The organism is Caloramator quimbayensis, from assembly GCF_900167605.1.
Lineage (GTDB): Bacteria > Bacillota > Clostridia > Clostridiales > Caloramatoraceae > Caloramator_B > Caloramator_B quimbayensis.
Genome location: NZ_FUYH01000017.1, coordinates 1 through 21,383, shown reverse-complemented (window position 1 = coordinate 21,383; position 21,383 = coordinate 1). Strand labels below are relative to the sequence as shown.

Annotated in this window: 23 protein-coding genes, 1 riboswitch and 1 other annotated feature; of the genes, 8 read left to right on the top strand and 15 right to left on the bottom strand. The window is 33.3% G+C overall.

What is annotated here, in order from left to right:
- The first annotated feature begins 195 nt into the window (after window positions 1-195).
- Both B5D15_RS10770 and B5D15_RS10765 read left to right on the top strand, forming a co-directional pair.
- Complete coding sequence (locus tag B5D15_RS10770) at window positions 196-1,653, top strand: 4Fe-4S dicluster domain-containing protein (protein WP_078697134.1); 1,458 nt, start codon at window positions 196-198, stop codon at window positions 1,651-1,653.
- Window positions 1,654-1,919: 266 nt separating this feature from the next.
- Window positions 1,920-2,519, top strand: a complete 600-nt coding sequence (locus tag B5D15_RS10765; protein WP_078697133.1) for a DUF4825 domain-containing protein — start codon at window positions 1,920-1,922, stop codon at window positions 2,517-2,519.
- Between the two features lie 228 nt (window positions 2,520-2,747).
- Here B5D15_RS10765 and B5D15_RS15470 read toward each other — a convergent pair whose 3' ends face one another.
- From B5D15_RS15470 to B5D15_RS10705, 13 genes are all read right to left on the bottom strand, one after another.
- Window positions 2,748-2,894 carry a hypothetical protein gene (locus B5D15_RS15470; RefSeq protein WP_179122272.1) on the bottom strand — a complete coding sequence of 49 codons (147 nt, stop codon included), beginning with the start codon at window positions 2,892-2,894 and terminating at the stop codon, window positions 2,748-2,750.
- Window positions 2,895-3,015: 121 nt separating this feature from the next.
- Entirely contained in the window at window positions 3,016-3,699 is a 684-nt protein-coding gene (locus B5D15_RS10760; RefSeq protein WP_242948736.1) for a HesA/MoeB/ThiF family protein, read from the bottom strand.
- An 18-nt stretch (window positions 3,700-3,717) separates the two neighbouring features.
- Window positions 3,718-4,155, bottom strand: coding sequence for an MOSC domain-containing protein (locus B5D15_RS10755; RefSeq protein WP_078697132.1), 438 nt, complete (start codon window positions 4,153-4,155; stop codon window positions 3,718-3,720).
- Between the two features lies 1 nt (window position 4,156).
- Window positions 4,157-4,636, bottom strand: a complete 480-nt coding sequence (gene moaC, locus B5D15_RS10750) for a cyclic pyranopterin monophosphate synthase MoaC (protein ID WP_078697131.1) — start codon at window positions 4,634-4,636, stop codon at window positions 4,157-4,159.
- A 1-nt stretch (window position 4,637) separates the two neighbouring features.
- A complete protein-coding gene (gene moaA, locus B5D15_RS10745; RefSeq protein WP_078697130.1) occupies window positions 4,638-5,597 on the bottom strand; it encodes a GTP 3',8-cyclase MoaA in 960 nt (319 codons plus the stop codon).
- A 4-nt stretch (window positions 5,598-5,601) separates the two neighbouring features.
- Window positions 5,602-7,518 (bottom strand): molybdopterin biosynthesis protein, encoded by a 1,917-nt coding sequence (locus B5D15_RS10740; protein ID WP_143287290.1) that lies wholly within the window; start codon window positions 7,516-7,518, stop codon window positions 5,602-5,604.
- 6 nt (window positions 7,519-7,524) lie between these two features.
- Window positions 7,525-8,748 (bottom strand): molybdopterin molybdotransferase MoeA, encoded by a 1,224-nt coding sequence (locus B5D15_RS10735; RefSeq protein ID WP_078697128.1) that lies wholly within the window; start codon window positions 8,746-8,748, stop codon window positions 7,525-7,527.
- A gap of 12 nt (window positions 8,749-8,760) precedes the next feature.
- Window positions 8,761-9,249 (bottom strand): MogA/MoaB family molybdenum cofactor biosynthesis protein, encoded by a 489-nt coding sequence (locus B5D15_RS10730; RefSeq protein WP_078697127.1) that lies wholly within the window; start codon window positions 9,247-9,249, stop codon window positions 8,761-8,763.
- Complete coding sequence (locus tag B5D15_RS10725; RefSeq protein ID WP_078697126.1) at window positions 9,242-9,868, bottom strand: ATP-binding cassette domain-containing protein; 627 nt, start codon at window positions 9,866-9,868, stop codon at window positions 9,242-9,244. The genes B5D15_RS10730 and B5D15_RS10725 overlap by 8 nt, the downstream gene beginning before the upstream one ends.
- Window positions 9,865-10,506: an ABC transporter permease gene (locus B5D15_RS10720; protein ID WP_078697125.1), complete on the bottom strand. Its 642-nt coding sequence runs from the start codon at window positions 10,504-10,506 to the stop codon at window positions 9,865-9,867. The genes B5D15_RS10725 and B5D15_RS10720 overlap by 4 nt, the downstream gene beginning before the upstream one ends.
- A gap of 9 nt (window positions 10,507-10,515) precedes the next feature.
- Window positions 10,516-11,346, bottom strand: a complete 831-nt coding sequence (locus tag B5D15_RS10715) for an ABC transporter substrate-binding protein (RefSeq protein ID WP_078697158.1) — start codon at window positions 11,344-11,346, stop codon at window positions 10,516-10,518.
- Window positions 11,347-11,374: 28 nt separating this feature from the next.
- Window positions 11,375-11,492, bottom strand: a riboswitch (molybdenum cofactor riboswitch).
- Between the two features lie 150 nt (window positions 11,493-11,642).
- Entirely contained in the window at window positions 11,643-12,404 is a 762-nt protein-coding gene (aroD, locus tag B5D15_RS10710; RefSeq protein ID WP_078697124.1) for a type I 3-dehydroquinate dehydratase, read from the bottom strand.
- Window positions 12,405-12,502: 98 nt separating this feature from the next.
- The gene (locus B5D15_RS10705; protein ID WP_078697123.1) at window positions 12,503-12,733 is read right to left on the bottom strand and encodes a hypothetical protein; all 231 of its coding nucleotides are present in this window, start codon (window positions 12,731-12,733) and stop codon (window positions 12,503-12,505) included.
- Window positions 12,734-12,813: 80 nt separating this feature from the next.
- On the opposite strand from B5D15_RS10705, the gene B5D15_RS10700 reads away from it, so the two are divergent.
- Entirely contained in the window at window positions 12,814-13,755 is a 942-nt protein-coding gene (locus tag B5D15_RS10700; RefSeq protein WP_078697122.1) for a phosphoglycerate dehydrogenase, read from the top strand.
- 128 nt (window positions 13,756-13,883) lie between these two features.
- Here the strand turns inward: B5D15_RS10700 and B5D15_RS10695 are convergent, their stop codons facing one another.
- Both B5D15_RS10695 and B5D15_RS10690 read right to left on the bottom strand, forming a co-directional pair.
- Window positions 13,884-14,798, bottom strand: a complete 915-nt coding sequence (locus B5D15_RS10695) for a branched-chain amino acid transaminase (RefSeq protein WP_078697121.1) — start codon at window positions 14,796-14,798, stop codon at window positions 13,884-13,886.
- 61 nt (window positions 14,799-14,859) lie between these two features.
- Window positions 14,860-15,119: a binding site (T-box leader), on the bottom strand.
- 379 nt (window positions 15,120-15,498) lie between these two features.
- Window positions 15,499-16,245: an acyl-[acyl-carrier-protein] thioesterase gene (locus B5D15_RS10690; RefSeq protein ID WP_078697120.1), complete on the bottom strand. Its 747-nt coding sequence runs from the start codon at window positions 16,243-16,245 to the stop codon at window positions 15,499-15,501.
- A 262-nt stretch (window positions 16,246-16,507) separates the two neighbouring features.
- Here B5D15_RS10690 and B5D15_RS10685 point away from each other — a divergent pair, with 262 nt between their 5' ends.
- From B5D15_RS10685 to B5D15_RS10665, 5 genes are all read left to right on the top strand, one after another.
- Window positions 16,508-17,623: an Ldh family oxidoreductase gene (locus B5D15_RS10685; RefSeq protein WP_078697119.1), complete on the top strand. Its 1,116-nt coding sequence runs from the start codon at window positions 16,508-16,510 to the stop codon at window positions 17,621-17,623.
- Window positions 17,624-17,638: 15 nt separating this feature from the next.
- Window positions 17,639-18,811 carry an NAD(P)-dependent malic enzyme gene (locus B5D15_RS10680; RefSeq protein WP_078697118.1) on the top strand — a complete coding sequence of 391 codons (1,173 nt, stop codon included), beginning with the start codon at window positions 17,639-17,641 and terminating at the stop codon, window positions 18,809-18,811.
- Between the two features lie 187 nt (window positions 18,812-18,998).
- Entirely contained in the window at window positions 18,999-20,285 is a 1,287-nt protein-coding gene (locus B5D15_RS10675) for a hypothetical protein (protein WP_078697117.1), read from the top strand.
- Between the two features lie 20 nt (window positions 20,286-20,305).
- Entirely contained in the window at window positions 20,306-20,833 is a 528-nt protein-coding gene (locus tag B5D15_RS10670; RefSeq protein WP_078697116.1) for a hypothetical protein, read from the top strand.
- Between the two features lie 122 nt (window positions 20,834-20,955).
- Window positions 20,956-21,383: transposase (locus B5D15_RS10665; RefSeq protein ID WP_179122271.1), on the top strand; the 428-nt coding region annotated here is incomplete at its 3' end.

The following is a 21,383-nucleotide window of genomic DNA, read 5'->3' as shown; positions in this document are numbered from 1 at the left end:
AACAAATAATAAAATTATGTACAATAGAATAAGGTAGCATCTTATCAAAAATATATTCATTAAATATTTAACTTTATAGAATTGATATTTTTACAAAGTAATAGTATACTTTTAAAGGCAATATTTTATGTCAAATGCCATATAATAAAGGGTTTAATTTAAATAGGGTAAATTATGTTATAAGGAAGTGGTTATATGAGAAATTTTGAAAATGATGTACAGTTAATAAAATATAAGGTTTTAAAGCAGGTAATTAAATATGCTGATGAAGGGACTTTAAGTGAAAAGGTTTTTGATATTCCAAAGAAAGTAATACCAGGCCCTAAACCTATGACAAGATGCTGTATATATAAGGAAAGAGCCATTGTCTCAGAAAGAGTAAAACTCGCAATGGGAGGAAACAAAAAAAATCCCAACGTAATAGAGGTTATAAGCGAGGCCTGCGATGAATGTCCTATTCACCGTTTTAAAGTAACTGAAGCCTGCAGAGGCTGTCTTGCCCACAAGTGCAAAGAAGCCTGCCCTGTTGGTGCCATTTATATAATAGACAGAAAATCCTATATAGACCATGAAAAATGTATAGAATGCGGACGATGCAAAAATGCCTGTCCTTATAACGCCATATCGGATGTTATGAGGCCCTGCAGAAAGGCATGCAGCGCTTCTGCGCTCCGTATAGATGAAAACAAAAAGGCTGTTATAGACAATGAAAAATGCATTCAGTGCGGTGCCTGCGTATATCAATGTCCCTTTGGTGCAATAATGGACAAATCCTTCGTTGTAGATATTATTAATCTTCTTAAAAAAACTAAGGAAGATAAAAGCATCCGTGTATATGCTGTAATAGCGCCTGCAATATCAAGCCAGTTTACCTATGCAAAAATTGAACAAGTTGTAACAGGAATTAAAAAGCTTGGGTTTTATGATGTTGTTGAAGCAGCCCTTGGAGCTGACATGGTAGCAGAAACCGAATCAAAAGAACTTATTGAAAAGCTGAAGGATAAAAAATTCATGACTACATCCTGCTGCCCTGCTTTTGTATCATATATTGAGAAAAAATATCCTGACCTTAAAGGTAATATGTCCTCAACAGTATCACCTATGATTGCAGTATCAAGACTTATAAAGGAAATAGACAGCAGTGCTAAGGTTGTATTCATAGGACCATGTACAGCTAAAAAAGCAGAAATACAAAGGGATGAATTAAAGGGAAGCACAGATTATGTTATGACCTTTGAAGAACTTCAGGCAATGCTTGATGCTTTTGAAATAAACATTGAAGAGTGCGAAGAAACTCCTTTAAACAACGCATCTTTCTTTGGAAGAATATTTGCAAGATCAGGCGGAGTAACAGAGGCTATAAAGCAAGCTATTAAAGAGGAAAATCTAAATGTTGAATTTAAACCCGTCGTATGCGATGGACTTAAAGAATGTGACAAAGCATTAAAGCTTGGAAAAATAGGAAAGCTAAACGGCAACTTCGTGGAAGGTATGGCATGCGTCGGAGGCTGCATAGGCGGTGCTGCATCCTTATGCCACGGTCCAAAGGACAGAAGCGAAGTTGATAAATACGGCAATTTAGCAATTGAAAAAAACATCAAAGAATCCTTAAGCGTTTACAATACGAAAAAAGTAAATATGCATAAAGAGTAACTTTATAAATCATTACTCAAAAAGCTGATTTGCGGTAATTTCCCAAATCAGCTTTTTGAGTAATGATAGGAGGGACGGTTAGTGTGAAAATGTAGCATTCCCATATTTGGATATATATTACAATATACGGTGTTAGATACCGGATAAAGGAGGTATACAGCAAAAAAAGTGCCACCCAGTTGACAAGTGACAAACTTTTTCATTCCGTCGTTGTGGCTATTTTTTAGTCATGCACTGTTAATTATTCCTTTGTTGTAAGAGTTAATATACCAAATTACAACCTTGAAGAAATATCAAAACATAAAACCCCTTACTTAGGAAATAATAGTAAAGTATCCGCTATTATAAACTGTCTTCCTTTACCAAGCAAAAATTATATACAAAGATATATGTCTTTAGATACAAAGGAAAAGCCTTTAGGGCTTACTGTTTATTATGAAAAACAGGAAGGTTCTGCAGGGCAGAATTTAAACGCCTCATCTTATACAATAATGGAGAAAAATGCACTCGTTTTATTTGCTATGATTAAAAATCTTGATGAGATAAAATTTGCATACAGAGATAGTAAATCTACAGGAAGTCTTGATACTTCAAAATACAGCGTGATTTTTTCATATAAAAGAAGAGATATTGAAAATACTTATGGAAATACAGCTTCAATGTATGATAATTTAGAGCTTTTAAAAAATGCCCTGTATAATAATTCTTCAAATAATAATTTTAAAAAATATAGTTTTTATAATCTTCCTGAGTTTACTGATGAAGAAGTTACCTCTGCCCGTGCAGTTGTTGAAAAATATTTTAAAGCATTACATGATAAAAACGATAAGGCTATACTTGAAACCATTCATAAAAAAAGAAAATAAAAAATTAAAGAGCACACAGTAATCTACCTTACACCACTATAGATAGCTTATTACCCAACCATAATCTTCCGACTATGATAGAGCAGTTCACAACCTATAATGATGGTTCGTTCGACTATATAGGATATCTACGCACCTGTATGCAACCTCTCGGCTGCATACAAGCACTAGTGCCAGCAGCTTACTGGGACTTAAACCATATCAAAGTTTACAATACCCTATATAATCTTAGCTCGACCCTGCATGATAAGTTGGAACCTTACTACAATCAAAAATAAGTTCAACTGCAATAAAGCTTTTCCCCACCATGCAGAATCTTCCCTCCGGCTGCATGCAAGCCTGCCAGGACCTGCATGCAACCTTTGGTCGACCCATATATAACCCCAGTGGGATCATATATAAGTCTTAGCTCAACCACTGTATACCCTTTACATTTTATATTTTTACCCTATTAAAATTATATATACGCATTTTTCATTGGTAATTTTTTGTTATTTTAAACTTCAATTATATTAAAGTCGTTGTTTAATATATCAATAAAAAGTATCTTTTTTCTTAATATATCCCCTTTATTTAAAAGAAGCTTAATAGCTTCACTAACCTGTATTGAGGCTATTAAAGGGGGTATAAAGGAAGGATTGCCAAGCTTTTTTTCAATTCCAGATTTAATTCCTTCTCTATAAATAAATTTAAGAGTATCATCCCCTGGAAGTATTGTTGTAACCTGACCGTACCATCCTCCTATTGAGCCATGAATTAGCGGTATATTAAAATCCTTAGCCTTACTTTGAAGAAGAAGCCTTGACTCTATGTTATCCAGTGCATCTACTGCCAAATCAAGTCCCTTTAAAATTTTTTGTGCATTATTTTCATTTAACATCTCTTCGAAGGCTTCTACTTTAACATCAGGATTTACATACATAATCCTGTCCCTTGCTTCCCTTGCCTTTTTTTTCCCTATAGAGAGGCTGCTTGATAAAATCTGCCTGTTTAAATTAGACCTTTGAAACACATCCCCGTCTACTGCAGCAATATATCCTATTCCAATTCTTGAGAGCATCTCAATTATGTATCCTCCAAGGCCTCCGCATCCTACAACTCCTACTCTAAAGTTTTTAAGTCTTAAGCATTCCTCTTCTGTTAAAGCCTCAATGTTTCTTATATACCTTTCATCAATCAAATAAAACACTCCTATTAATTATTCTTGTAAAATTTCTATTTCATCCCCGTCCCTTACATATCCGCTCTTTAAAACCTTTGTAAATATACCTTCCCTTGGCATAATGCAGTCCCCAACAATGTTTCTTATCTGGCATCCTGCATGGCACTCTTTCCCTATTTGTGTTACCTCCATTATAGTTTCTCCTATTTTAAGTTTTGTACCAATTGGAAGCTTATAAAGCTCAATCCCCTCGGTTGTAATGTTTTCAGCAAATTTTCCAGTGCAAAGCCCCTCAATACCAAGGGCCTTCATTTTGTCGATGCTCTCCTTTCCAAGAAGGCTTACCTGCCTGTGCCAGTTTCCTGCATGGGCATCTCCCTCAAGGCCGTGATTTTCTCTAAAATACCCCTCTTTTATTGGATGTTTTATCTCCCCTTTTTTTGAACTTATATTAACTGCTAAAACCTTTGCCATATTAATCCTCCTTCCTTTCAAAAATTCCTGATTTTCCTCCAGACTTTTTCATAAGCTTTATATCAGATATAATCATCTCTCTGTCAATTGCCTTACACATATCATAAATAGTTAAGGCAGCTATACTTACAGCACTTAGTGCCTCCATTTCAACTCCTGTTTGTCCTACTGTTTTAACCGTTGATGTTATTTCAACTCTGTCTTTTTCAAAATTTAGCTTAAAGCTAATGTCGCACCCTGTCATCATAATTGGATGGCACATTGGAATTATATCGCTTGTCCTCTTTGCACCCATTATTCCACCAACCTGTGCAACGGATAGAACATCTCCTTTTTTAATGCTCCCCTCCTTTATCTTTTCTAAAGTTTCTTTTTTCATGTATACATATCCTTTTGCTACAGCCTCCCTTAAAGTTTCATCCTTTAAGCTCACATCTACCATCCTTGCTCTTCCTTCTTTATTTATATGCGTAAATTCCATTTTAACCTCCTATTTGAAACATCATTTTTTTACTGAAGCTTTTCTCATTTTCCTCAAGATAATGTTCCTTAGGCTTATTTAATATAGAGTTTTTAATCGCCATCAAAAGCATATCCTCACTGTTTAAATATTCCCTTATGCTGTACTCTTTTTCAGAGTGAAGGCATGGCTTTATAGTTCCTGTTGAGGTAAGCCTTATTCTGTTGCAGCTGTCGCAGAATTTGCAGCTTAAAGGGCTTATAAAACCTATTTTCCCTATTGCATCAGAAAGCTTATAATTTTCTGCTGTCTCTCCCTTTTTTCTTCCAAGAGGAATAAGGCTTTTATGATTTTTTATTATCTCTTCGCTTGATATAAATCCATCCTTATAATATTTCTCCCCTTCTCCTATGGGCATAAGCTCAATAAAGCGAACATCTAAAGGATACTTTCTTGTAAGATTCATAATATCCTCAATCTCATTATCGTTTATTCCTCTTATAAGCACTGTATTTATCTTTACAGGGCTCAAGCCAATTCTAAGGCACTCTTCAATTGCATCTAAAACATTTTTAAGCTGCCCTCTTCTTGTAATTTTTTTAAATTTTTCCTCATCCAATGTGTCAAGGCTTATGTTTACTCTTTTAAGTCCGCACTTTTTTAAATCCCCTGCCATATCCTTTAACAAAATGCCGTTCGTTGTAATTCCTATATCGTAAATTCCCTCTACTTTGCTTATTTCATATATAAGCCTGTCTATATCCTTAACTATTAATGGTTCTCCTCCCGTTAACCTTATTTTATTAATTCCAAGCTTTGCACAGCATTTTACAATTTTTAATATATCTTCATGCCTTAATATATCATCATGCTCCTTTTTTTCAACACCTTCCAAAGGCATGCAGTATATACATCTTAAGTTGCATCTGTCGGTTACCGAAATCCTTATATAATTTATATCTCTTCCCCATCCATCCTTCACAATCTCATCCCCTAACCTTTACTATCTTTCCGCATTCTAAGTAGTCATATCCTCCAAGTCTGTCAAGTTCTTTAAAAAACTCCTCACTTTTTATAACTTCAATAAATTTTTTAATCATTGGCATTTCTAGATAAGATTCAGGTACTGCAAAATCATATTCTTCACTGCATACTGGTATAAAATCAAGATCCATAAGCTTGGCTGCAGAGTATACCCCCATGCCGCAGTCGGCATCATCTTCTTTAATTGATGCAGCAACTCCAAGATGGGTAAACTCCTCCCTTTCATAGCCTGAAATCATACTGAAATCTATTCCAAGCTTTTTTAAATTATAGTCAAGCAAAAGCCTTGTCCCTGAGCCTTTTTGCCTGTTTATATATCTTAATTTAAGCTCTGCTACATCCCTTAAGTCTTTTATATTATATGGATTTCCTTTTTTAACCATAAACCCCTGAATCCTTTTAACGCCTTTAATAAGCGCAATATCCATACCCTTTAAATATTTATTTATATAAGGAATATTATATTCCCCGCTTTCCATATCAAGAAGATGGATAGGTGCAATATGACATTCTTGCTTTTTTAAAGATAGTATTCCTCCCATGCTTCCAACGTGGGATGAGGATAGGGAGTATCCTCCATCACTTTTCTTTAATAAATCTGAAACAACATCAACTATAGGATCATGGCTTCCTATTACTACTATTGTATTTTTTATCTCATTTGTTTTTTTCAAAAGATTAACTTTAACTTTGCTTCCTGCCTCTAACCCTTCACAGTTTTGAGGAATTTTAAGTATTCCATCAGCATTAACTAAGGACATAGTTGCCCCAGCACCCCTGTTTAGAGGCGTTGCAATAAGCTTATCAGCAACGAATCCAAGCTTTACTCTTACAAACTCAAGATGTTTTAACGAAGATACTATTCTCCTTGAAAGAACTGCCTCTTTTATATCCCCCTCATCATGTAAAAGTCCCTGATATTTTTCCAAAAGGGGTTTTACTATGTTTTCCATAATAATATAGGCTGAAACGGGATATCCTGGTATACCAATAACAGGCTTATCCTTTATTTTCCCAAGTATAACAGGCTTTCCTGGCTTTATTGCAATTCCATGGATAAAAACCTTTCCAAGCTCATTTATAATGCTATATGTAAAATCCTCTCTTCCTGCAGAGGAGCCTGCATTTATTAAAACTATGTCGTTTTCATCAACTGCTTTTATTATTGCAGCTTTTATTTTTTCATAATCATCTTTTACTATATCGTATCTTAAAGCCTCTCCTCCCCATTCATTAATAAGGGCACTAAAAACCCTCGAATTTGACTCTATTATGTCCCCAACCTTAAGGTCTAAAGCAGGCTCTACTATTTCCGTTCCTGTTGGTATTATGCCTACTTTAGGCTTTTTATAGACCTTTATACTATTTACTCCCCCGCAAAGAAGAGCCCCAATATCTACTGCCCTTATTTTATGGTTTGATGGAAGGATTAATGTATTTTGCACAATATCTTCACCAATAGGCCTTATATTCTCATAGGGCAGGACACTTTTGTATATTTTTACGCAGCCCTCTTTAACCTTTATAATATCTTCAACCATAATAACGCTGTCGAAGCCTTTAGGTATAGGATCTCCTGTATCAACAACTATGTAGTCCTCATTTTCATAAAGCTCTATCATATTCTTTTCCGTAGCACCAATAGTTTTTTCGCTTTTAACAGCAATACCATCCATAGCCGATGAGTTATAAAAAGGATAGGATATTTTTGCATATACCGCCTTTGATGTTACTCTCCCGCAAGATTCACAGGTTAAAATTTCTTCCCTTTCAAGTTTTTCTTTAAAATCAAAATTTGAAAAATAAATATTAAGAGCATCATTAAGCTCATAATTTGATAAATATATGTTTGACATAATATCCTCCTATAATCTATAAACATAAACCCTCTGATTTTCCCTAAGTCCTTCTTCATTTTTAGGTATTACTATATAACCTTCTGCCTTAGAAAACCCAGTTATAAGCCCTGATTTTGTAAATACAGGGTATGCTTTTAACTCTCCATATTCATCTATTAAATTAACAGGAAGATATTCCTCCCTTCCCTTTGCTTTATGATAATTAAGTCCAAAGGTGCAGCTTAAAGGAATTTCTTTTTCAAAAAAGCTTACAAGGCTTTGTATATATTTTTTAACAAGGCTAATATAAATAACACTGCAGGCTAAAGGGTGCCCTGGAAGGCCAAAAACTATTTTACCTTTGCATCTTGCGATAAGGGTTGGCTTTCCTGGTTTTATTGCTATGCCGTGGATTAAAACCCCCAAATCATCAAAGGAGTTTAAAACTTTAAATGTTTCATCCTTTTTGCCAACAGAACTTCCTCCTGAAATCAGTACTATATCGCACTCATCTAAAGCTTTATTTAATATACCTTTAAGTAAATCATACTCATCCTTTACTATCCCGTAGCTTTTAGCCTCTGCCATATCCTTTTTTACTAAAGACATTAGAAGATAAGAGTTTATATCATAGATTTTTCCTAAAGTAAGATTTTCATTTATATCTAAAACCTCATTGCCCGTTGATATTATCCCAATAACTGCTTTTTTATAGACTTTAACTTTTTTAATTCCAAGGCTTGACATAACTCCTATTTCAAAAGGTCTGATAATACTTCCTTTTTTTAATATAATCTCATCTTTTTTAACATCCTCTCCTATTTCAACAACGTTTTCTAAAAAAGGTACAGGTGAGTTTATTAAAATCGTTTCATCATCAAGCTTTTCAGTATACTCAATCATAACAACTGCATCACTGCCATAAGGAAGCATCCCTCCTGTTGGGACGTACACACATTCTCCCTCTTTTATATCCCTATCTGCAGCCTTTCCCATTACAACCTCACCCTTAAGGTTTAACATTGCTGGAATAGATTCACTAGCGCCTATTGTATCCTTAAATCTTACTGCATAACCATCTACCGTTGACCTTCTAAAATCAGGTACATTAAGGGGGGATACTATATCCTCATATAAAACTCTGTCTAAGGAATTTAAAATATCAATCTCTTCATAACCTAAAGAGATTTTATTGTTATCTAAAACTATATTCAGTGCTTCATCTAAGTCTGCAACCTTAAAAAGTTCCACACTATCAGCCCCTTATCTTGCACATTCTTTTGCCTTACCTGTTAAAATATCTATTCCATGGGGAATTGCATCCATTATAGATTTAAAATTTTCAACTGCACCCTTTGGGCTTCCTGGAAGATTTATAATAAGGGTATCCTTCCTAATTCCCGCTGCTGCCCTTGACAGCATTGCCTTTGGAGTAATTTTAAGTGAATTATATCTCATAGCCTCTGCAATACCTATAGCGTTTTTTTCAATTACTGAAAGGGTTGCCTCCGGGGTTACATCCCTCTTTGAAAAGCCTGTCCCCCCATTTGTAAGTATCAAGTTTAGTTTAAGCTCATCGCAGATATAAATAAGCTCCCTTTTTATTTCCTCAATTTCATCAGGAATTATTTTGTAATATTCAACGCTGTAATTTGAGGACTCTAAAAGCTCCTTTAAATCTTTTCCCGTAATGTCCTCCCTCTCTCCCTTTGAGCCCTTATCGCTTATTGTAAGAACTGCTGCACTAATCATAATTTATCCTCCCATCCTCTAAAAGTATTATTTTATCGCCAATCCTTTTTGCCTGACTCATATCATGAGTAACCATTATAATAGTTGAGCCTTTATTTTTCATATCCAAAATAAGTTTTTCTGCCATTAAAGTATTTTCATAGTCCATACTGGAAGTTGGTTCATCAAGGAGCATTAGCTTTGATTCAAGTATTGCACTCCTTAAAAGAGCAACTCTTTGACTTTCCCCTCCTGACAGTTTTTTAGCGTTTTTATTCATAAGCTCACCCATTTTAAAATAGCTGCAGTATCTTTTCAGCCTTTTATCTATTTCATTTTTATTTATCTTTCTGTATTTTAATCCCATAATTATATTCTCATATACTGTTGTATTAAATAAATATGGTTTTTGAAGCATCATAGAAATATCATATCTTAAACAGTCTGTCTTAAAATCATATAAAACTTCTCCATAGTCTGGTTTTTCAATGCCTGCTATAATGTTTAAAAGAGTGCTTTTCCCTTCTCCATTTTTACCTCTTATAACATATATATAATTTTCTTTAAAATGGTAGTTTTCTATATCTAAAACTCTTTTACTGTTATAAGTCTTTTGTATATTGCATATTCTAACACTCATTCCGCTTCCCCCTTAAAACAGTGTATAAGGGTATTTACAATTAAAGATATAAAAAGAAGTATCCCTCCTATAATAAAAGCTTCCCTAAAGTTTCCCTTCCCTGTTTCAAAGGCTATAAAAGTTGTCATAACCCTTGTATGGCCTTTTATATTTCCCCCTACCATCATTACAGCCCCAACCTCTGATATTGCCCTTCCAAAGCCTGTTGTTATTATTGAAAGAATCTGCATCCTGCATTCATTAATAATAGATATAAAAATCTCAAATCTTCCTGCGCCAAGGACTTTGCAGTTTTTCATAATCTCAACAGAAACTTTAGATAGTGATGATACTGTAAGTGTAAAAACTATCGGCATTACCAATAAAGTCTGGGCAATTATCATAGCAAATGGGGTAAATAAAAGATTATAATTGCCTAAAGACCCCTCCTTTGAAAGAACCACATATACTATAAGCCCCATAAGAACAGGAGGCATGCTCATTAACACTTCATTAATTCTTAAGATATATTTTTTTAGTTTAAAATTCTTAATAGAAAAGGGTACTGCAGCTGATATTCCAATAACAGATGCAATAAATGTCGATGTAAATGAAACAATCAGTGATAAAAAAATTACAGGTAAAATTTCACTTGCCATAACCTTCTCCTATTTTTTTGCATTTGGTATAAAGAGGGATTGTCCATATTTGTCCCTTCCGTATTCCCCTATAAGTTTTTGAGTTTTATCTGATAAAATCCAGTCTATAAAGGTTTGTACTTCCTTTTCCTTTATTTTATGCTTTTTAGGGTTTACCATCATTATTCCATATTGGTTATATAATATAGGGTTTTTTTCTACAAGAATTACAAGACTTATTTTATCCTTCATAGAAAGATATGTAGCCCTGTCGGTTAAAGTATAAGCTTTTTTTTCATCAGCCATTTTAAGTACAGCTCCCATTCCTGTTCCAGCTGAAATATACCATTCGCCCTTAATGTTTATATTTAATTTTTTCCAAATCTCCTTTTCTTTTGTATGGGTTCCCGATTCATCACCCCTCGAAATAAAAGCTACCTTATTTTCATATATCTTTTTAAAAGCGAGCAAAGGATCATTACCTGTAGACTTTATTTGGGCTCTATCCTCTTTAGGGCCTACTATTACAAAATCATTGTACATAACATCATATCTTTTAAGAGCATATCCATCATTTACAAACTGCTCTTCCTTTGACTTTGCATGTACCAAAAGGCAGTCAGCATCTCCTCTTTTTCCCATCTCTAATGCTTCTCCTGTACCTTTTGCAACTACCTTAACTTTTATACCTGTTTCTTTTTCAAATACTGGGAGTATGTAATCTAAAAGTCCTGAATCCTGTGTGCTTGTTGTTGTTGCGAGTATAAAGCTCTTTTCGTTAACAGAAGTGCATGATAAAAAAGATAGACAAAAAATGAAAATTACAGAAAAGTAAAAAAATTTAGTTAAATTTTTTTTCATAAAAAAACCCCTTTCACATATATGTAAAAGGAGAACCATTAATTCCCCTTTTCAAACGCGGAAGGCACTGCCGTTTCCAACAATACCCATCGATTATAATCCATAGCCAAAGCCTTAGGAATTATAATTCGGAGAATAACTTATTCTTTTTTTTAATTATATTCCACTAATTATATACATCACAAGATATGAATAAACTATTTTAAAACAAAAATTTACCGTTTTTCCAAATTGTAAGAAAACAATCTATATTTATTGTATTCTTTCTTAAATTTTCATAGAAGTAAAATTTAATATTATAAATTTTTGTGAATAATGCTTATTATAGCTTTTAAATCTTCCACATGAATCTGTCCTAATGCACTTTTATTTTTTACAGAACCAAAGGTTATACAGGAACCAAATATCTCCCCTGATATTCGGCTTATAATTCCTTTTTTACCCATGGAAATTGCAATAAAAGGCTTTTGAATATTTTCCTTTGCAGCACATGCAGACTCTAATAATGTAATAACATCTTTTGTTGATTTAGCCATTACTGAAACCTTAATAATATCTGCACCTAAATTGTCTGCTTTATTTATATAGTTTAATATTTCATCCCTTGAAGGAGTATTATAAATATTATGATAAGATAAAATAACAGCTATACCGTTTTTACAGGCTTTATCTATTGTATCTTTGACCTTTTCTTCACATCTTAAAAGCTCAATATCAACAATATCTGCAAGTTTTGTTTTTAATATTAAATCAATTAATTCAAAATAGTATGATTCATCTATATTTTTAGCTCCACCTTCTTTCCCGCTTCTAAAGGTAAAAATTAATGGCTTATCATAAATAATCTTTCTTATACTAATAAGAGCCTTTTCAACCTTTTCTATTTCATATATATCCTCATAAAAATCTGCTCTCCATTCTACTAAATCCAAATCGTATTTTTTTAAATTATATGATTCTTCAATCAAATCATCAATAGTACTATCAACTAATGATGTGCAAATCTTAGGTATCCCTTCCCCGATTATAATATCTCTTATTTTTAAAGTTTTACTCATATATATCCCTTCATTTTTAAGCTTTTTTTATATAATACCAGCAATTTCATACTCAGTAAAGAAGTTATGATTAGATAAAAGATAGATAAAAAAATAAACTATTTTAAAAAAATGGATGAAGCAAAAGCTTCATCAACTATCATTTCTAATTTTTTTCCATAACTCCAAAGAATAAAATCATTACCGCAGGCTATGATTCTACCATCATAGGTACGAATCGTTAAATAAAATGTATCTGATACATAGGCGCTTCTTATATTTTCTTTCTTTATTCTTCTTTTCCAAAACCACCTATATATTATAACTTCGCTATCGGTAACTTCAATCATTTTATTTTTTTTACATTTAATCTTTTTATTAATTCATTGTATAATATATAATAATATTAAAAGCAGTAGCAGGTGATAATATGAAGGTTTTATTTACATATGATTACGGTACTGAAAAAATGCAAAGAGTTTCTGACCTTGGATATAACCTTATATACAAATACGAAGGAACTATCTCCAATTCCCCTGATATTGAAGATGCTCAGATACTCGTATGCTACAATCCATTTTCAAAAATTGATATATCAAAGTTTTATGATTTAAAATGGATACAACTGTCAAGCATAGGAATAGATCAGGTACCAAAGGATATTGTACTTAAAAGAGGCATTACAGTTACAAACAATAAATCTGGTTATTCTATACCTATTGGTGAGTGGATAGTACTTAAAACCCTTGAACTTTTCAAAAAAAGCAAGGAATTTTATAAAAAGCAAGATAATAAAATATATAAACTCGATACTTCCCTTCTTGAGCTCTATAACAAAACTATATTATTTATAGGAACTGGAAGCATAGCAGTTGAGGCCGCAAAACGTTTTTCAGGCTTTGGTGTTAACATACTTGGAATAAATACTACTGGAAAGAATGCTGAGTATTTTAATGAATGTTATCCTTTAGAAAAGCTTAATAATGTTTTAAATAGAGCTGATGTTGTTGTTTTATCAATTCCATCTACTGATAAAACCTATCATCTAATCAATAAAGAAAGATTAAAACTCTTTAAAAGCAGCAGCTTTTTAATAAACATATCAAGGGGCAGCATCATAAAGGAATGTGACCTTATAGATGCTCTAAAGGAAGGAATAATAGCAGGTGCAGCCCTCGATGTTTTTGAAAATGAGCCTCTGCCACCTGACAGTCACCTTTGGGAACTTGAAAACGTTATAATAACCCCTCACAACTCTTGGATTTCAGAGATGAGAAATGAAAGAAGATTTAATATAATATATGATAACCTTAAAAGGTACATTAACGGCGAGCCTTTAAAAAACGTCGTTGATATAATAAAAGGATATTAAATTTAAAACTCAACAACACGCTAATGAGTTTGGTTATTTTAGTAAGCCTTAGAGGGACGGTTACTTATTTAGCTAATTAAATTAAAAATTAACGTTAAAAAGGAGGGTATCTTGCCCTCCTAAAATTTTTAATAAACCCTTGTGCACATATCCATATACTTTTCTATATTTCCCATAGCTGCATTCATTAAATAATTCCTTATTTCTAAAGCAACCTTTGAAGGTTCTCCGCTTCCTATAATTCTTCTGTCTATTTCAACAACAGGAGCAACCTCCATTGCTGTTCCAGTAAAAAACACTTCATCAGCAGCATAAAGCTCTGTTCTTGAAATGCTCCTTTCTTCAACTGGTATGTTAAGTTCATTTTTAGCAATTTTTATAACCATATCCCTTGTAATTCCTTCAAGTATATTATCCGATGCTGGGGGTGTTATAAGTTTCCCGTTTTTATATATAAATATGTTTTCTCCCGGGCCTTCACATACCTTTCCATCGTCAGTTAAAAAAATCGCCTCATCATATCCATTTAAAGTTGCTTCCATTGATGCAAGGGCTGAGTTTAAATACCCTCCTGTAGGTTTAGTTCTTGCAGGTATCATATTATCAGAAATTCTTCTCCATGATGATATGCAAACTCTGAAAGCTTCTTTTTCTATAAATCTTTCTAAGGGCTGGCAGTAAATTAAAAAACTGTTTTCATCATCATATAGGGATGGGGAGAGCTTTTCAGAGCTTTTATATGCAACTGGCCTTATATATACAGTAGTTTTAAAATTGTTCTTCCTTAAAAGCTCAACAGTAGCATCGCAAAGCTGCTCAACGCTGTATGGAATATTAATATAAAGAGTTTTGCAGGACTGCAAAAGCCTCTCATAATGTTCCCTCAGCCTAAACACATAAAGCTGATTTTTTTCTTCATTCCAATATGCTCTAATCCCCTCAAAGCAACCTAATCCATAGTTAAAAGCTTTGCTTCTTATGCTTATTTTTATGCTGTCCTCTTTAACTATTTCTCCATTGTAAAAAGCAAAATACTCACTCATTTTTAAAACCTCCTGCTTATTATATTAAAAAATCCTCCGCCTCCATGGATATAAAACTATCCACAGGGGCGAAGGATTTATTCTCCGCGGTACCACCCTTATTCGCATAAAAGCCTTATTTAATCAGGTCGGATTTAATATAATGATTAAATCTTAACCATATAGCCCTGTATCGGAGGCATCCGTCCTAACCTACTCGCTACTAATCTTTCGGCTGGAAGCTCCGGAGTGATTATTACATGCTGCTAAACACCAGCTCCCACCAAACGCTGGCTCTCTTGAGTTTAATTTCAGCATCTTTCTCTCCTTCAACGCCTTTTGCTTTAGGAATTTAATCTTTTAAAGAATTATATTACCACAGCATTGATTTGTCAATATTTTTACAAAATTTTAATTGTTCTTACGAGCTTTTTCAATAAAATAATCCTCAATTTAATTTTATATAAACAATGCATCTAAATTATAACTCTAAAAATCATAAATTCTTTATTTGTTTCTTTTTTATGAGTAATATAATATAATAATATAAAACATTTTTCGGAGTGATTGATTTGGTTAAGTTTTTAATATGCTTTTTTATTTTTATAATACTTCTTCAAATAATATTTAAAACTGTTAAATTCGTTTTTAAGCTATTTATTTTACTTTTATTTTTAGGATTTTTATATTATTTTTTAATTTCTTTTTTCCCTTTTATGTTTTAATACCTCCTTTTCCAATTTGTAAAGATTAGGGCAAGCTCTAATTCATCCTCTGATTTTATTGCATGGTAATACTCAGCGCTGTTTTCATCCTTATAAGATTCCATGCAGTACGATAATACAGTATTCCCATACTCCGTCTCCCTTTTATATAAAACATCAAAGGAAGAAAGATAGTAGTTATCATAAATATCATAAGGTACAGTCTCTATTGCCCATTCAACATATTTTTTATTATTCACATGATTATTTGTGTCGATATCGCTTCTTCTTATATCAAACTGCTTTTTATCACCAAATACTTCTATTTTTTTGAAATCCATAAAGGGCTGTTTTGTTGCAGTCTCTTCATCAATAATATAGGAGTTTTTAATCTCATTTGGTATTTTAACCGCTCTTCTTTTATTTATATCTAATAGTACCCATTTAGATGCTGCACTTACTATTACATTTCCCATTTCATCAATAATTTTAAAATGTCTATAGGCAAAATATTTGTCAAAGCAAACAGGCCAAGTTTTAACAGTAATTTTTTCATTGAAGGAAGGTGCTCTATCTATCTCAACATGCCATGCTGCAAGAATCCACGCGAAACCTTCATTATAAAGTTTTTCAAAGCCTAATCCAACGCTTAAGGAGTGGCTCATTGCTGTTTCCTCAAGATAGTTTAATATTGAAAGAGTTTTTGATTTATTAAATCTATCTACGTCGCTGTAGTATACACTAAATTCTTTTGAATATTTCATATAAATTCCCCCAAATTTTTTATTTTTATCCTATTAGATTATATCACTTTGAAAAGAAAATTAAAATTTGGGCTCAATTTTTTAATTTAAATGCATAATATTTTGACAAAATTATTGATTTAATTTATTTTAAGTGATATCATCAAAGTGTAAATATTTGGCGAGAGTTGAGAGCCGCAAAGCAAGGCATTAAGCCTTTGTTTTGTGCGCTTTTTTTTAGCCTCTATGTTAATAAAATATCAATTTACTGAGGAGGGTTAATATGTCTGAAAAAATTTATTGGATTGATTTTGAAACTATGGAAAAGTTCATGGTAGATGTGTTTGTTGGTGTAGGGGTCCCATTGGAGGATGCAAAAATATGTGCTGATGTTCTTATAACCTCCGATAAAAGAGGCATAGATTCCCACGGAATAGGTAGATTAAAACCTATATATTATGATAGAATAAAACTTGGAATCCAAAATCCTGTAACAAACTTTGAAATCGTAAGAGAAGGTCTTACAACAGCTGTTGTTGACGGTCATGACGGAATGGGGCATGTAATTGGCAAAAAAGCCATGCAGCTTGCCATAGACAAGGCTAAAAAGTACGGAATGGGTATGGTTGCTGTTAGAAATTCCACTCACTATGGAATTGCAGGATACTATTCTCTTATGGCTGTTAAAGAAGGTATGATTGGCATTACAGGAACTAACGCAAGGCCTTCAATCGCTCCAACCTTCGGGGTTGAAAATATGCTCGGTACTAATCCTTTAACCTTCGGTATGCCAACTGATGAAGAATTCCCCTTTGTTCTTGATTGTGCAACATCTATTACACAAAGGGGTAAAATAGAGGTATACGATAGAGAAGGAAAGGATGTACCTAAAGGCTGGGTTATAGACGAAAACGGTAATGCAAGAACCGACACCCATCAAATTTTAAAAGACCTTGTTAAAGGAACAGCAGCCTTAACTCCACTTGGAGGTATCGGAGAGGAAACTGCAGGATATAAGGGGTATGGCTATGCAACTGTTGTTGAGATATTATCCGCTGCTCTTCAAGGCGGTTCATTCCTTAAGGGGCTTTTGGGCTTTGATGAAAACAATAAGCCTATGCCTTATCATCTTGGGCATTTCTTTATTGCAATTAATATAAGCGAATTTACTGAGCTTGAAAATTTTAAAAAGACCACTGGAGAAATCCTAAGGCAGCTTAGAAATTCTAAAAAAGCTCCAGGACAGGATAGAATTTATACTGCTGGAGAAAAGGAATATGAAGCATGGCTTTACAGAAAGGATAAAGGCGTACCTGTAAACGAAGCACTTCAAAGGGATATGCTGACATTAAAGAAAGAATTGAATCTTACACAATATTCCTTCCCCTTTGAAGAATAAAAAGGAGGATTAGTTATGACAATTTATGAAGAATCCCTCAAATTTCATGAGGAGAAAAAAGGAAAAATCGAAGTTGTATCGAGGGTTGAAGTAAAAAATTCAATGGATTTGAGTTTAGCCTACACTCCTGGGGTTGCACAGCCCTGCCTTGAAATTCAAAAAGATCCATCAAAGTCATACATATACACAAGAAGATGGAACACAATTGCAGTTATATCCGATGGTACTGCAGTTTTAGGCCTTGGTGATATTGGGGCATTATCCTCCCTTCCTGTTATGGAGGGTAAAGCTGTTTTATTTAAAAGCTTTGGTGATGTTGATGCTTTCCCTATTGTTATAAATTCTAAGGATGTTGATGAACTTGTTGAAACAATAGTAAGAATATCTCCATCCTTTGGGGGAATAAACCTTGAGGATATATCAGCTCCAAGATGTTTTGAAATCGAAAAAAGGCTAAAAGAAAAACTGGATATACCTGTTTTCCACGATGACCAGCACGGAACTGCTGTTGTTGTTCTATCAGGACTGATTAATGCTCTGAAGATAGTTAAAAAGAAAATGGAAGATTTAAAGATAGTAATAAATGGTGCTGGTGCTGCTGGAGTAGCAATTGCAAAACTTCTTTTATCATCAGGAGCAAAAAACATAATTCTTTGCGATAGAAAGGGCGCTATATACAAGGGCCGTGAAAACATGGACTCATCAAAGGCTGAGCTTGCAAACATTACAAACCCTGAAAATATAAAGGGATTACTATCCGATGTAATAAAGGAAGCTGATGTGTTTATAGGTGTTTCTGTAGCAGGGGCGTTAACTGAAGATATGGTAAAGACTATGAATAAAGACAGCATAATATTTGCAATGGCAAACCCAACCCCTGAGATATTCCCTGAAGATGCTAAAAAGGCTGGCGCAAGGATTGTAGGAACAGGAAGATCTGATTTTCCAAACCAGATTAACAACGTTCTCGCCTTTCCTGGAATATTCAGAGGAGCTCTCGATGTCAGGGCAAGTGCAATAAACGAGGAAATGAAAATAGCCGCAGCTATGGCAATAGCAGAGTCAATACCCGATAGTGAGCTTTGCGAAGATAATATAATTCCAAAGGCTTTCAATCTCGATGTTCAAAAGAAAGTTGCACAGGCAGTAAAAGAAGCTGCAATAAAATCAAAGGTTGCAAGGATATAAAGAGGTTGGCACTAAATAATTAGTGCCAGCCTCTTTTATTTTTATACTATATTAAAAAAACAATTTTATAATGTTCTTATATTTATACAATGAAATGTTTAATTATTTTTATTAATACTGTAATCAATCATATAATAATTTAATATTATAATATATGGTTAATTTTAGTTTTTAGGAGGTTACATTGATGTATGGATTGAGTAAATCCATTTTAAAAGCCATTGCTGCTGTGGGAACCTTAATTGTTATTGGTGCAGCAGTCTTAGTAGCCTTAAACAACCAAAAAAATACAAATAATAATTCTCATCAGAATACCAAAACTAAAATTCAAAATGAAAATAGTGAAAGCTTAAATTCATCTTCTTCTGATAAAAATAACGGTTCTTTATCTGATTCTGATATGCCCCTTGATCCTAACATGCCTAATACCTATTATAAAACAATAGTTAGTATATTTGAAACCAATCAATTTGAAGCAAATGCCCAGGTTTCTTCAAGTGGGATTATTGACTCATTTTTAATATCAAATGATATTTTAATTTATGATAATAAAACTGAAAAATGCTATATATTAGCAAGAAGTTTAACCTATAAGGGAAAGGGAGCAGTAAATGTTAAGCACTTAGGTGGTTCATTTGATCAAGTTAAAAATTATGACGCAACTGGGGAACTTATAGAATTATATGGTGACCTTATAACCGAAAAAGATAATGTTCCACAATATGATAAACTTCCTGTAAGATTAAATGTCAAAGAAAGTCTTATATTTACCTTACCACCAACTAAATCCCAGGATTGGGTATCAAATATAATAGGACGTGATGTTTCCGATGGCCCTCCTTTAGTTTTCCCTCCTGAATCACTTGCTAATGCTCAAATAGCTCTTATTCCTGACTCTAAAAATATTGAAGTCTCAAGGACATATAGCTCTTCAGAAACTGTGGTTGATGAAGTTACTGGAAATTTAGTTAAACCTAATGGAAAGTTTCGTATAGAGTTAAGGAAGTTAACTGATGTTGAAGCTATGAGTGAGATTGCAAATCTAAACTCAAAGCTTTTAGAAAATAAAAAAATAGATTTTACTACTGATTTTATCCCTGATCCTGAATCTCAAATAGATGAAAATAAAGATATTTCCGTCGATACTTTGAATGGACTCCCTTTGCCAAAGGATTATCCTCAAGATATATTCCCAATATCAGAAGATGCCTTTATTGCAATTTCTAATACTGTACCAACTGAGGACAATAAAAATGGATATGAAGTAACTATTAAACTAAAAGAATCAAAAGAAGAAGTATTAAAAAAATATAAAACTCTGCTAAAGGATGCATCAACCTTTACAATGAATGGAGTATCCACAATGCAGGGTGAGAAAAAGGGTTATGAATATAATGTTATGATTATGGATAACACCTTAGGTGGTAAGGAAAAAACAATGATTCAAATTATATTAACTCCTATAGATGATTAATTTTAAATGAAGGTTTTAATATGATAAGAAAATTAATTAGTCTTATGGTTATTTTATCACTGTTGCTTTTTGCAGGATGCGGCTCAAAAACTGGTGAACAAAGCAAGCCAAAAACAGAAACTCAAAGTACAACAGAAAATCAAAATTCCTCTAATAAACAGGAACAAAATTCACAATCTGAAACTTCAAATTCAAATTATAAGATTTCTGTTACACAAGGAACAAATAATAGTGCAAAGCTTCCAAAGGAGTATCCCTCTGATAAATTCCCTGTATATGAGGGAAGCTTTATTTCAACAGTAACAGAATTAGATGGCAGCTATGTTCTTACAGCTTTCAGTAAGGACGATGTTAAAAAGGTCATAGCATTTTATAATAAGGTTTTAGAAGGGGCAAAAGTACAGATGGATACAAAAACCGATGAAAGCCTTACATCCTTTGGAACAAAGAGTGGGTATACTTATAATTTAGATGTAGGAAAAAGTAGCGAAATGGAAGGTTATGAAACTATAATAACCATATCCCTACAGCCACAAAAACAGGAGTAATGAGGTAGCAGCAAGGGACGGTTACTTATTTGTTGTTACAACTATATAATTTTATGAATAAAACCACCTCCAAATTGGCAAAATAATACTAAAAATACAACCAAATCTGGAGGTGCGTTATTATGCCAAGATTGTCACGAGAAAAATCCTTTGACTCTATTTATCACATCATGGTAAAAAGTATTTCCGAGGTAAACCTTTACATTGACGAAAAGGATAAGGTAAAATATTTGGATTTTATGAAAAAAGCTCAGGATCAGTTTGAATTTAGAGTTTACTCCTACTGCGTAATGGATACTCACGCCCATTTTATTATAGATGCTAATGGGGCAGACATATCGAAAATTTTGCATTTTATCAACTACAAATATGCCATGTATTTTAACAAAAGGCATAAAAGACATGGCCACCTCTTCCAAGACAGATTTAAAAGCAAAATCGTCAAGGATGACAGGTATCTCTTCGCCTTAACTGCTTATGTTCACTATAATGCAACGGATATCAAAGGCTACGAGACAAACCCTCAGGATTATCCTTTTTCATCCTTAGG

Bases quoted from the DNA above. Each gene is read 5' to 3' on its own strand.
- B5D15_RS10700 (WP_078697122.1), top strand. From the start codon at position 12,814: ATGAAGGTTTTATTTACATATGATTACGGTACTGAAAAAATGCAAAGA.
- B5D15_RS10680 (WP_078697118.1), top strand. From the start codon at position 17,639: ATGACAATTTATGAAGAATCCCTCAAATTTCATGAGGAGAAAAAAGGA.
- B5D15_RS10705 (WP_078697123.1), bottom strand. From the start codon at position 12,733: ATGATTGAAGTTACCGATAGCGAAGTTATAATATATAGGTGGTTTTGG.
- B5D15_RS10720 (WP_078697125.1), bottom strand. From the start codon at position 10,506: ATGGCAAGTGAAATTTTACCTGTAATTTTTTTATCACTGATTGTTTCA.
- B5D15_RS10730 (WP_078697127.1), bottom strand. From the start codon at position 9,249: ATGATTAGTGCAGCAGTTCTTACAATAAGCGATAAGGGCTCAAAGGGA.
- B5D15_RS10695 (WP_078697121.1), bottom strand. From the start codon at position 14,798: ATGAGTGAGTATTTTGCTTTTTACAATGGAGAAATAGTTAAAGAGGAC.
- B5D15_RS10670 (WP_078697116.1), top strand. From the start codon at position 20,306: ATGATAAGAAAATTAATTAGTCTTATGGTTATTTTATCACTGTTGCTT.
- B5D15_RS10690 (WP_078697120.1), bottom strand. From the start codon at position 16,245: ATGAAATATTCAAAAGAATTTAGTGTATACTACAGCGACGTAGATAGA.
- B5D15_RS10770 (WP_078697134.1), top strand. From the start codon at position 196: ATGAGAAATTTTGAAAATGATGTACAGTTAATAAAATATAAGGTTTTA.
- B5D15_RS10725 (WP_078697126.1), bottom strand. From the start codon at position 9,868: ATGAGTGTTAGAATATGCAATATACAAAAGACTTATAACAGTAAAAGA.
- B5D15_RS10715 (WP_078697158.1), bottom strand. From the start codon at position 11,346: ATGAAAAAAAATTTAACTAAATTTTTTTACTTTTCTGTAATTTTCATT.
- aroD (WP_078697124.1), bottom strand. From the start codon at position 12,404: ATGAGTAAAACTTTAAAAATAAGAGATATTATAATCGGGGAAGGGATA.
- B5D15_RS10675 (WP_078697117.1), top strand. From the start codon at position 18,999: ATGTATGGATTGAGTAAATCCATTTTAAAAGCCATTGCTGCTGTGGGA.
- moaC (WP_078697131.1), bottom strand. From the start codon at position 4,636: ATGGAATTTACGCATATAAATAAAGAAGGAAGAGCAAGGATGGTAGAT.
- B5D15_RS10755 (WP_078697132.1), bottom strand. From the start codon at position 4,155: ATGGCAAAGGTTTTAGCAGTTAATATAAGTTCAAAAAAAGGGGAGATA.
- B5D15_RS15470 (WP_179122272.1), bottom strand. From the start codon at position 2,894: ATGGGTCGACCAAAGGTTGCATGCAGGTCCTGGCAGGCTTGCATGCAG.
- B5D15_RS10685 (WP_078697119.1), top strand. From the start codon at position 16,508: ATGTCTGAAAAAATTTATTGGATTGATTTTGAAACTATGGAAAAGTTC.